Below are 9,584 nucleotides of genomic sequence, written 5' to 3' on the forward strand. Positions count from 1 at the left end.
ACGGCCGCTAGGTCAGGGCGGGGGGACGAGGTGCGCCTGCGCGGGAGAGGGGCGCGGGTGCGTCGTCTACGCCTGAGCAGTGAGGTCTACGCCTGAGCCGTGAGGACGAGCCGTCCGCGCAGCCCGCCTTCGTCGAGTTTGCGGTGGGCGAGCGCGGCCTCCTTCAGAGGAAGGGTGTCCGCGACGCGGAGTGTGAGGTGGCCGCCGGCGGCGAGCGCGGACAGTTCGGCCAGCTGCGCGCCGTCGGCGGTGATCCATACGTTGGAGACGCGGGTGCCGCGCAGGGGGACGGGTGCGGCTCCCGCGACGACTGCGACGAACGCGCCGCGGTTGCGGACGGCTTCCAGCGCGCGGGGGCCGATGACGGCGGCGTCCACTGCTGCGTCGACGCCACCGGCGACGACGGCGCGCACCTCGGCGGGCAGGTCGGCGGCGGTACGGGGAACGAACCATTCGGCGCCCAGGTCGCGGACGAGGCGTTCGTCGCCGGGTCCCGCGACCGCCACGACGCGCAGACCGCGGTGGGCGGCCAGTTCGACGGTGAAGCCGCCGACGGCACCGGCGGCGCCGGTGACGAGCAGCGTCGCGCCGCGGGGGAGATCCAGCAGGTCGAGTGCCTGGGCGGCGGTGAGGCCGTTGAGCGGCAGCGTCGCCGCGTGGGTGGCGGGGATGCCGGCGGGGGCGGGTGCGACGGCGTCGGCGTCCAGCACCACGTAGTCGGCGTGGGTGCCGAGGGGGACGTCGAGCCGGTCCGACAGGCCGATCACGGCGTCGCCGGTGGTGAAGGTGGTGACGCCGGGTCCGGTGGCGTCGATGGTCCCGGCGGCGTCCCAGCCGATCCCGATGGTGTCGCGGGGCGCCATCAGGCCGCTTTCGGCGAGGAGACCGGCGCGGGTGGCGGCGTCGACGGGGTTGACGGTTGCGGCCTGGACGCGGATGCGGACCTGTCCCGGCCCGGGGGTGGGCACGGGCACATCGATGATCTCCAGAACGTCAGGTCCGCCGAAGGCCCGGGCAACGACTGCGCGCATGGTCCATCTCCAAAATGTCGGTCAGTGGATTCGCCACAAACCTACGGAGAGGTACTCTCTCTCAGGTAGTAGGCACCTGGCAGTGCGTATCGGATGTGGAGGAGAGCGATGGCGACGCGAACTGCGGCGCAGCGGCGCGCGGAGGCGGCGGCCGCCTATGACGCCTACATCGCCGAGTGCCCGACGCGGCAGTTGCTGGACCGCATCAGCGACAAGTGGGTGAGCCTGGTGGTGAACGCGCTGGCCGGCGGGCCGCTGCGGTACGGCGAGCTGGCGCGCGTGGTCGCCAGCATCAGCCAGAAGATGCTGACGCAGACGCTCCGCAACCTGGAGCGCGACGGCCTGGTGTCGCGCACGGTCACGCCGTCGGTGCCGGTGCGGGTGGACTACGAGCTGACTCCGCTGGGCGTCGGCCTGCTGCCGGTGATGCAGGCGCTGAAGACCTGGGCCGAGGCGAACATGGACGACGTCCTGGCGGCCCGCGCCACCTACGACTCCGGCATCAATTGAAAGACCCGCCGCCCGCGGCGGTTCGCGCACGGGGAGCAGGTCCTTTTCGGGCGATGGTCACCGGGTGGTGGATTCCCAGGTGGGGGCGTCGATGCGGTAGAGGACGTGGCGTTGCAGGCGGTGGCCGCGGGGGAGTACGGGGTGGTCGAAGTCGCCGTCGGGGTCGCGGGTCATGCCGATGCGGCGCATGACGGCCTGGGAGCGGTGGTTGGTGGTCGTGGTGAACGAGACGATCTCTTTGAGGCCGGCGTCCTGGAACCCGTACGCCAGGGCGCGACGGGCGGCCTCGGTGGCGTAACCGTGGCCTTGGGCGGTGGCCGCCAGCCGCCATCCGATCTCCACGCCGGGCAGGAAGGGCGCGTCGAAAGCGGGGACCGACAGGCCGGTGAAGCCGATGAACGTTCCAGTGCGGGTGATTTCAAGGGCCCACAGGCCAAAGCCGTGGCGTTCGAAGCCGGCGGTGATGTGGTCGATGACGGCGTCGCTTTGGGCGTGGGTGAGCGGGGCGGGGAAGTGTTCCATGACGACGGGGTCGGCGTTCATGTGGGCGAACGGTGCGCGGTCGGTGTCGCGCCAGCCTCGCAGGGTGAGCCGTTCGGTGGTGAGGACGGGTGCCGCGGTCATTCCGGCGACTCTACAACGCGGGAAAATCCGTTGAAACCGGTGCGGTGCGGCGGTCACTCTGATGGTCGAGGAACGGCGGCTTTTGCCTTTCTCCCCGTAGCTCAGAGGACAGAGCTCCGGTCTCCGAAGCCGGGTGCCGCAGGTTCGATTCCTGCCGGGGAGGCAGTGGTCAGGGGACGGTGAGCAGCGCGATGGCGGCGCCGGCGCCGCACAGGCCGAGGGCCTGCTTGCGGGTGACCCGTTCCCGCAGGAAGACCAGCGCGAGCACGACCGGGATGACGGGGTAGAGCGCGGCGAGCACGGACGCGACGGCGAGCAGTTCGCGGTGCGCGGCGATCCAGAACAGTGCGATCGCGGAGCTGCCGACGGTGCCGACGGCCAGCGCCGGCAGTGCGTGCCGGGCGGGGATGCGCAGGGGAACGCCGGCGGCGGCGAGCACCCACGGGAGGGTGACCGCGACGGACGCGATGCGGCTGGCGGCGATGGGCCACAGCCCGGCGTCCAGGGGGACGGGTTTGAGGGCGAGGAACTGGACAGCGAAGCCCGTTCCGGCCAGCAGCGCGTCGCCGACGCCAGGTGCGAGCCAGCGGCGGCCAGTTGTGTGCGCGGCCGTGTGCGCGGCGGGGGTGGCGGGGGTGGCGGGGGTGGCGGGGCCGGTGGCGGCCAGCCAGATGGCGGGGATCGTGATGGCGATCCCGGCGAAGCCGAGGAGGGAGGGCCGGTCGCCGAGCACGGCGAGGCCGACCAGCACCGGGATCGCGACCGCGCCGACGTCGCTGAGCGGCACCACCACCGACAGGGAGCCGCGGCCCATCGCGCGGTAGAGGAACGCCACGCCGATGCCCGACCCGGCGCCCGACAGCGCACCCCAGGCGAGGTCGGCCGGGCTGGGCGTGCCGAACGTCCACACGAACGCGGCGGCGACCGCGATCACGGTGCCGCCGAGCTGGGTGTAGAGCGCGACCGTCACGCCGGGGACGCGGCGTGCGAGCAGCCCCGCTGCGAAGTGGGTGATTCCGAACCCGGCGGCGGCCGCCAGCGCCAGCAGTTCTCCCGGCATCATCGTGTTCCTCGCATGTTCCTTTGCATAACCGTCGCCACAGCGGTAAACGTGCGTGGCGCGGAGACCGGTCCGTTCCGCGTGCTCGCGCGGGCGCATGTTTGCCGGTGGGGGGCCGGGTAGGGCGCTGGGTGACTCCCGTGACATCCGGTACCTGTAGGAGGAGCGAACGATGACACAGGTCTCCGACTACGTCCTTTCCCGGCTGCGGGAGTGGGGCGTGCACCGGGTGTACGGCTATCCAGGGGACGGCATCAACGGTTTCCTCGGCGCGTTCGAGCGTGCCAAGAACGACCCGGAGTTCCTGCAGCCGCGGCATGAGGAGATGGCGGCGTTCATGGCGTGCGGTCACGCCAAGTTCACCGACGAGGTCGGGGTGTGCATGGCCACGTCCGGGCCGGGTGCGATCCATCTGCTGAACGGGCTGTACGACGCCAAGCTGGACCACGCGCCGGTCGTGGCGCTGGTGGGGCAGCAGCGGCGTACCTCGCTGGGCGCCGACTACCAGCAGGAAGTGGATCTGGCGACGTTGTTCAAGGACGTGTCGGAGTACGTGCAGGTGTGCATGACGGCGGCGCAGGCGCGGCACCTGGTGGACCAGGCGATGCGCACGGCCGCCGCCACCCGCGGCGTCGCGACTTTGATCTTCCCCGAGGACGTGCAGGAGGAGGACGCCGTGACCACGCCGGGGCGGGCGCACGGCAGTGTGTTCTCCGGCGTCGGCTCCTACCGCGGGCAGGTGATCCCGCCGGTCCACGACGTGCGGCACGCCGCTGAGATCCTCAACGACGGGGAGAGGGTCGCGATCCTGGCGGGGCAGGGCGCCCGCGGCGCGGCCGTCGAGCTGACCGAGGTCGCCGAGCTGCTGGGCGCCGGGGTCGCCAAGGCGCTGCTGGGCCGTGACGTGCTGCCCGACGACCTGCCGTTCGTCACCGGGCCGGTGGGCCTACTCGGATCCCGCGCCAGCGACGACATGATCATGAAGTGTGACACGCTGCTGATGGTCGGCACCGGGTTCCCCTACGCCGAGTGGCTGCCCGAGGAGGGCAAGACACGGGTCGTGCAGATCGACCAGGACGCGCGCCGGATCGGCCGCCGCGTCCCGGTCGACGCGGGCCTGGCGGGGGACGCGCGGGAGGCGCTGCGGCTGCTGATCCCCTATCTGGAGCGCAAGGACGACCGGACGTGGCGGCAGGGCATCGAGGCCGACGTGGGGGAGTGGTGGCGGATCATGGAACGCCAGGCCCGCCAGCGGTTCGACGCGATCAACCCGCAGCTGGTGGCGTGGGAGCTGAGCGACCGGCTGCCCGGCGGCGCGATCCTCACCGCCGACTCCGGGTCGGGCACCACCTGGTGGGCGCGGCAGCTCAAGCTGCGCGCGGGGATGCGCGCGTCGCTGTCGGGCACGCTGGCGACGATGGGGCCGGGTGTGCCGTACGCGATCGCGGCGCGGTTCGCCCATCCCGACCGGCCGGTGGTGGCGTTCGTCGGGGACGGCGCGTTCCAGATGAACGGCATGAACGAGATGATCACGGTGGCGCGGTACGCCGGCCGGCTGTCTGGCCCGCCGCTGGTGTTCTGCGTGCTGAACAACCAGGACCTGAACATGGTGTCCTGGGAGCAGCGCGCCATGGGCGGCGACCCGAAGTTCCCGGCGTCGCAGGACCTGCCCGACGTGCCGTACGCGGCGTACGCCGAGCTGCTGGGCCTGATCGGCATCCGCTGCACCGATCCTGACGACGTCGGTGCCGCCTGGGACCGGGCGCTGGGCGCCGGCAGGCCCGTCGTGCTGGAGTTCGTCGTCGACCCCAACGTGGCGCCGCTGCCCCCGCACATCATGTTCGACCAGGCCAAGCATGCCGTCAGGGCGTTGCGGCACGACCCCGACCGGGTGGGGGTCGCCGCGGCGGCGTTCCGGCAGAAGCTCGCCGAGTTCTTCGAGATCCGCCGCCATGGCTGATCTTTGAGGGCCTCCGGTGACCCCCGTTCCCCCTGAACCGATCGCTCGTCAAGGCAAGGAGAAGACAGATGAAGACCCCGTCGGTCCCCGGCAAGGGAACCGAGCAGGTGACACAGCGCGCCGCCGGCGCCACGGACCGCGCGGCCGAGGCGGCCCGCGGCACCGCGGGATCGGCGTCGCAATCGGCGTCCGAGGGCGCCTCGAAGGGTGCCGGGCAGGTCCGGTCGGACGCCCGGGCGGTGGTGAAGGTGGCCGCCGTCCCGCAGAAGATGGCCAACCTCGCCCGGCTGCTGACGATGCACAAGCTGCTGCGGGCCGTACCCGCCGCCGCGGCGGCCGCCGTCGCCACCGGCGCCGCGGTGTGGGCGGTGCGCCGCGCGCGCAAGCGCTGACCACCGAGCGCGGCTGACTACCGGACGTCATCGACTCGACACCGAACGAACACACGGCAACGAACGAACACACGGCGAAATGACCGCGAATGACTGCGGAACGGCCGTGGGCCGGCGGTGGCCGGTTCACGGCCGTTCGCCATCCGGACGTGCGTTCGCGCTGGTGACGCGATGTTGGCGCGGTGTCGGCGTGGTGTTCGGGGTGGTGTTCGGGGTGAACCGGGCCGCCCGGCGTGGCCGGATCCGGATGTCCCGTTTAGGGAGAACAGGAGGGGTAGGGGTCGAACTGAACATCGAAAATCCCCGACCCCCTCGAGGAGTGATGACATGTCTGGGCCCATAGCCCAGCAGACGTCGGGCGCGACCTACACACAGGGCGGCGGCGGCCGGTCGGGTAGCGGCCTGGCCGACGTGGTCGACCTGATCCTGGAAAAGGGACTGGTCATCGACGTGTACGCCCGGGTCTCGCTGGTCGGTATCGAGATCCTCACCGTCGACGTGCGGATCGTCGTCGCCAGCGTCGACACCTATCTGCGGTTCGCCGAGGCGGTCAACCGCCTGGACATCGCCCACGACGGCACGTCCAAGGGCCTCCCGCAGATGATCGACACCATGACCGAGTCGGGCGCCAACAAGAAGACCAAGGGCGCCCTGGAAGGCGCCTCGGAGAAGCTGAAGGAGACCTTCGGCAGCTCCGACGAGGAGGAGGAAGAAAAGCAGGCGAGTTCACGGTCACGCCGCGGCGGCGGCCGGGGCAGCAAGAAGGAGGAAGAGTAAGCGATGACCACTCCCTCCTATGTCTATGGCGTGACGCGCGCCGGCACGCCCGTCCCCAAGGGGCTGACCGGGCTGGACGACAAGCCGGTCGAGCTCATCGAGGGCGACGGCGTCGGCGCGATCGTCAGTGACCTGCCGCAGGGCCGCCCGCTCGGTGAGCGCGCCGACCTGGTCGCCCACCAGAAGGTCCTCAACGAGTTCCTGGACGCCGCCGCGGTCGTCGTCCCGTTCCGTTTCGGCGCCGCGCTGAGCGGCCGTGAGGCGGTGGAGAAGGAACTGCTGGCCTCGAACGCCGAGCGGCTCGGCCAGGTCCTGGACAGCCTCGACGGCCGCCTGGAGCTGCGGCTCAAGGGCACCTACGTGGAAGACAGCGTCCTGCGTGAGGTGATGGAGCAGGAACCGGAGATCGCGCAGCTCAGCGAACGGATCCGGCAGGTGCCGGCCGACGCCGCCGACGCGGTCTACTACGACCGGGTCCGCCTCGGCGAGATGATCGCGCAGGCTCTGGAGCGCCGCCGTGACCACGACGGCCGTGCGCTGCTGGACCCGCTCGCGCCGGTCGCCGAATCGGTGGTCAACAAGCCGCCGGCGCGTGAGGAGGACGTGCTGGACGCCGCGTTCCTCATCGACCGTGCCAAGCGCGAGGAGTTCGAGGCCGCGGTCGACAAGCTCGGCCAGGCCCACGGCGACCGCATCAAGCTGCGGCTGGTCGGGCCGCTGCCGCCCTACGACTTCGTCCCGGAGGCCTGACATGGGCCTTTTCACCGGGCTGGTGACCCTTCCGCTCGCTCCCGTCCGCGGGGTCGTGTGGCTCGCCGAGGTGCTCAAGGAACAGGCCGAGGCGCAGCTGTACGACCCCGGCAAGATCGCCGCGGAGATGCAGTACATCGCGGACGCGGTCGCCGCCGGTGAGATGAGCGAGGAGGAGGCCGCCGAGCGTGAGGAGGAACTCATCGCCCGGCTGATCCAGAACCGGTCCCAGGGGGGCTGATCACGATGATCTCCGCGTCGGAGGCCGCCAAGCACGCCGTCGACCATGTCACCCGGCTCACCGGCCGGGACGCCGAGGGCGTCGTGGGCGTCGAACGCGCCGACGACGGCTGGCACGTCGCGGTGGAGATCGTGGAGACCCACCGCATCCCCGACTCGGCCGACATCCTCGCCGTCTACCAGACCGCGCTGGACGACGAGGGCGACCTGGTGTCGTACCGGCGCAAGCGCCGCTACCTGCGCGGCCAGGTGGACAGGTGCGGAAGGGACTGAGGAGGAAGGTGCTGCAGAAGTGAGCGATGATCTGTCCTGGTCCGGTGCCCGCTCACCGGCCCGCTCGATGGGCATGGAACAGCGGCCCACGGCCAACCTCGCCGACCTGCTGGAACGCATCCTCGACAAGGGGATCGTCATCGTCGGCGACATCCGGGTGAACCTCCTGGACATCGAGCTGCTCACCATCAAGCTGCGGCTGCTCGTCGCCTCCGTCGACCGCGCCAAGGAGATGGGCATCGACTGGTGGGAACACGACCCTTCCCTGTCGTCCCGCGCGAACAAACCCGCCACCGGCGACCCCTCCGAAGCCGAGCTCGAACGGCAACAGCAGATCCTGGAAGAGAACGAGCGGCTACGGGAACGCATCGCGGCGCTGGAAGCCGGACAGCACAACGGACCCGCCGGCGACACGACCACCGGCAAGGACACGACCACCGGCGACACGACGACCGGCAAGAGCGCCAAGACCGGCGAAGGCGGTGACGGACAGTGACCGAACCTGCCGGCACCGCCGTCTACCTGTACGGGGTGTCGCGTGGCCTGGACCCCGCGGCGCTCCCGGACACACCCGGCGTCGGCGGCGCTCCCGTCCGCGCCGTCACCGCCGGGGACCTCACCGCGCTGGTCAGCACCGTGCGCGAAGCCGACTACGGGGAGGAGGCGCTGCGCGTCAACCTGGAGGACCTGTCGTTCCTGGAGGCCACCGCACGCGCCCATCACGACGTGGTCGACCAGGCGGCCCGCACCGCACCCACCGCGCCGGTACGGATCGCCACCCTCTACCGCGACGACGACCGCGTGGCCCGGCTGCTGACCGAGCAGCACGACACGTTCACCCGCGCGCTGGACCGCATCACCGGCCGCTCCGAATGGGGCGTGAAAGCCTACGCCTACGCCGAGGCCATGGCCGCCGCCCCCGCCGGTGCCGGCGAGGACACGACCGCGCCGGCCGGCGGCTCCGGTGCCGGCGCCGCGTACCTGCGTAACCGGCAGGCGCAGCGCAGGCAGCGCGAGGACGCCGGCCGCCGCATCACCGCGCAGGCACAAGCCATCCACGCCGAGCTCGCCGACCACGCCGTCGCCACCCGCCAGCACCCGCCGCAGGACCCGAAACTGTCAGGTCACGACGGCACCCAGATCCTCAACGTCGCCTACCTGCTGGACGACGACCAGGTCGAAGGGTTCCTCGCGGCGGTCAAGGACGTCGACGCGCGCCTGCCGGGCATCGGCGCCGAGGTCACCGGCCCGTGGCCGCCGTACTCGTTCATCGACACCGGCGACACCGAGGCGGGGGAGCGCCGATGACGGTCACCCTGGACACAGGCCACCCGCGGGTACCTGCCGAGCGGGTGGCGCTGGTGGACCTGCTGGACAGGCTGCTGGCCGGCGGCGTGGTCATCACCGGCGACCTGGTCATCTCCATCGCCGAGGTCGACCTGGTGCACATCTCCCTGCGCGCCCTCATCACCACCGTCCGCGACGAGCTCATGGGGGACGACCTCACGGGGGAGGAGGACCGGTGACCGGCGACCGCCTCCCCGACCACCGTCCCGACCACGTCCCCGCACGGCCTGTCACGCACGAGGACTCCGTCACCTACCCGCGCGTGCGCCGCGCGGCGCACGCGGAACCGCTGCGGTCGGCGCCGGCGCGCGCCGCACAGGGGTCGTCCGGTGTGATGCAGCGGCTGCGCTCTGACCCCGAGACCGTCGAACGCGACCTGGTGAAGCTCGTCCTCACCCTCGTCGAGCTGATCCGGCAGCTGATGGAACGGCAGGCGCTGCGCCGCGTCGAGGGCGGCGGCCTCACCGACGACCAGATCGAGGACCTCGGGCTCGCGCTGATGCGGCTGGAACAGGCCATGGAACGGCTGAAGGACCACTTCCAACTGGAAGACCACGACCTCAACCTCGACCTGGGCCCGCTCGGCCCGCTGCTGCCCGAGCCATGACCCAGCAGTGATC

General features: G+C 71.5%; 14 protein-coding genes and 1 tRNA gene. 12 read left to right on the forward strand and 3 right to left on the reverse strand.

The window, feature by feature from the left end; genetic code table 11:
* Positions 1-86 precede the first annotated feature (86 nt).
* Entirely contained in the window at positions 87-1,031 is a 945-nt protein-coding gene (locus F8566_RS14815) for an NADP-dependent oxidoreductase (RefSeq protein WP_151560786.1), read from the reverse strand.
* Between the two features lie 108 nt (positions 1,032-1,139).
* On the opposite strand from F8566_RS14815, the gene F8566_RS14820 reads away from it, so the two are divergent.
* Positions 1,140-1,541, forward strand: coding sequence for a winged helix-turn-helix transcriptional regulator (locus tag F8566_RS14820; RefSeq protein WP_151560787.1), 402 nt, complete (start codon positions 1,140-1,142; stop codon positions 1,539-1,541).
* 57 nt (positions 1,542-1,598) lie between these two features.
* Here the strand turns inward: F8566_RS14820 and F8566_RS14825 are convergent, their stop codons facing one another.
* Positions 1,599-2,165: a GNAT family N-acetyltransferase gene (locus tag F8566_RS14825; protein WP_151560788.1), complete on the reverse strand. Its 567-nt coding sequence runs from the start codon at positions 2,163-2,165 to the stop codon at positions 1,599-1,601.
* 90 nt (positions 2,166-2,255) lie between these two features.
* On the opposite strand from F8566_RS14825, the gene F8566_RS14830 reads away from it, so the two are divergent.
* A tRNA-Arg gene (locus F8566_RS14830) sits at positions 2,256-2,328 on the forward strand.
* 6 nt (positions 2,329-2,334) lie between these two features.
* On the opposite strand, the gene F8566_RS14835 is transcribed toward F8566_RS14830, so the two are convergent.
* Positions 2,335-3,228: an EamA family transporter gene (locus F8566_RS14835; RefSeq protein ID WP_225993182.1), complete on the reverse strand. Its 894-nt coding sequence runs from the start codon at positions 3,226-3,228 to the stop codon at positions 2,335-2,337.
* A 169-nt stretch (positions 3,229-3,397) separates the two neighbouring features.
* Here F8566_RS14835 and F8566_RS14840 point away from each other — a divergent pair, with 169 nt between their 5' ends.
* The 10 genes from F8566_RS14840 to F8566_RS51150 all read left to right on the forward strand — a co-directional run bounded on the left by F8566_RS14840 (position 3,398) and on the right by F8566_RS51150 (position 9,571).
* Complete coding sequence (locus F8566_RS14840; protein ID WP_151560789.1) at positions 3,398-5,185, forward strand: thiamine pyrophosphate-requiring protein; 1,788 nt, start codon at positions 3,398-3,400, stop codon at positions 5,183-5,185.
* Positions 5,186-5,253: 68 nt separating this feature from the next.
* Positions 5,254-5,577, forward strand: coding sequence for a hypothetical protein (locus F8566_RS14845; protein ID WP_151560790.1), 324 nt, complete (start codon positions 5,254-5,256; stop codon positions 5,575-5,577).
* A gap of 327 nt (positions 5,578-5,904) precedes the next feature.
* Positions 5,905-6,354 (forward strand): gas vesicle protein GvpJ, encoded by a 450-nt coding sequence (gene gvpJ, locus F8566_RS14850; RefSeq protein WP_151560791.1) that lies wholly within the window; start codon positions 5,905-5,907, stop codon positions 6,352-6,354.
* Positions 6,355-6,357: 3 nt separating this feature from the next.
* A complete protein-coding gene (locus F8566_RS14855) occupies positions 6,358-7,104 on the forward strand; it encodes a GvpL/GvpF family gas vesicle protein (protein ID WP_151560792.1) in 747 nt (248 codons plus the stop codon).
* Between the two features lies 1 nt (position 7,105).
* Positions 7,106-7,345 (forward strand): gas vesicle protein GvpG, encoded by a 240-nt coding sequence (locus F8566_RS14860; RefSeq protein WP_151560793.1) that lies wholly within the window; start codon positions 7,106-7,108, stop codon positions 7,343-7,345.
* A 5-nt stretch (positions 7,346-7,350) separates the two neighbouring features.
* Positions 7,351-7,617 carry a gas vesicle protein GvpO gene (locus tag F8566_RS14865; RefSeq protein ID WP_151560794.1) on the forward strand — a complete coding sequence of 89 codons (267 nt, stop codon included), beginning with the start codon at positions 7,351-7,353 and terminating at the stop codon, positions 7,615-7,617.
* A gap of 19 nt (positions 7,618-7,636) precedes the next feature.
* A complete protein-coding gene (gvpJ, locus tag F8566_RS14870) occupies positions 7,637-8,113 on the forward strand; it encodes a gas vesicle protein GvpJ (protein WP_404800302.1) in 477 nt (158 codons plus the stop codon).
* Positions 8,110-8,925: a GvpL/GvpF family gas vesicle protein gene (locus F8566_RS14875; RefSeq protein ID WP_151560795.1), complete on the forward strand. Its 816-nt coding sequence runs from the start codon at positions 8,110-8,112 to the stop codon at positions 8,923-8,925. Before gvpJ (F8566_RS14870) ends, F8566_RS14875 begins: the two co-directional genes overlap by 4 nt.
* Entirely contained in the window at positions 8,922-9,143 is a 222-nt protein-coding gene (locus F8566_RS14880) for a gas vesicle protein (RefSeq protein WP_151560796.1), read from the forward strand. The genes F8566_RS14875 and F8566_RS14880 overlap by 4 nt, the downstream gene beginning before the upstream one ends.
* Complete coding sequence (locus F8566_RS51150; protein WP_225993183.1) at positions 9,140-9,571, forward strand: gas vesicle protein K; 432 nt, start codon at positions 9,140-9,142, stop codon at positions 9,569-9,571. Before F8566_RS14880 ends, F8566_RS51150 begins: the two co-directional genes overlap by 4 nt.
* The last annotated feature ends 13 nt before the right edge of the window (positions 9,572-9,584 follow it).

This window comes from Actinomadura rudentiformis (assembly GCF_008923185.1).
Lineage (GTDB): Bacteria > Actinomycetota > Actinomycetes > Streptosporangiales > Streptosporangiaceae > Spirillospora > Spirillospora rudentiformis.

What these genes read in the sequence shown, in the direction of transcription:
- F8566_RS14835 (WP_225993182.1), bottom strand. Translation starts at nt 3,228, where the DNA reads ATGATGCCGGGAGAACTGCTGGCGCTGGCGGCCGCCGCCGGGTTCGGA.
- F8566_RS14820 (WP_151560787.1), top strand. Translation starts at nt 1,140, where the DNA reads ATGGCGACGCGAACTGCGGCGCAGCGGCGCGCGGAGGCGGCGGCCGCC.
- F8566_RS14880 (WP_151560796.1), top strand. Translation starts at nt 8,922, where the DNA reads ATGACGGTCACCCTGGACACAGGCCACCCGCGGGTACCTGCCGAGCGG.
- F8566_RS14840 (WP_151560789.1), top strand. Translation starts at nt 3,398, where the DNA reads ATGACACAGGTCTCCGACTACGTCCTTTCCCGGCTGCGGGAGTGGGGC.
- F8566_RS14845 (WP_151560790.1), top strand. Translation starts at nt 5,254, where the DNA reads ATGAAGACCCCGTCGGTCCCCGGCAAGGGAACCGAGCAGGTGACACAG.
- F8566_RS14855 (WP_151560792.1), top strand. Translation starts at nt 6,358, where the DNA reads ATGACCACTCCCTCCTATGTCTATGGCGTGACGCGCGCCGGCACGCCC.
- F8566_RS14825 (WP_151560788.1), bottom strand. Translation starts at nt 2,165, where the DNA reads ATGACCGCGGCACCCGTCCTCACCACCGAACGGCTCACCCTGCGAGGC.
- F8566_RS14865 (WP_151560794.1), top strand. Translation starts at nt 7,351, where the DNA reads ATGATCTCCGCGTCGGAGGCCGCCAAGCACGCCGTCGACCATGTCACC.
- gvpJ (WP_151560791.1), top strand. Translation starts at nt 5,905, where the DNA reads ATGTCTGGGCCCATAGCCCAGCAGACGTCGGGCGCGACCTACACACAG.
- F8566_RS14860 (WP_151560793.1), top strand. Translation starts at nt 7,106, where the DNA reads ATGGGCCTTTTCACCGGGCTGGTGACCCTTCCGCTCGCTCCCGTCCGC.
- F8566_RS14815 (WP_151560786.1), bottom strand. Translation starts at nt 1,031, where the DNA reads ATGCGCGCAGTCGTTGCCCGGGCCTTCGGCGGACCTGACGTTCTGGAG.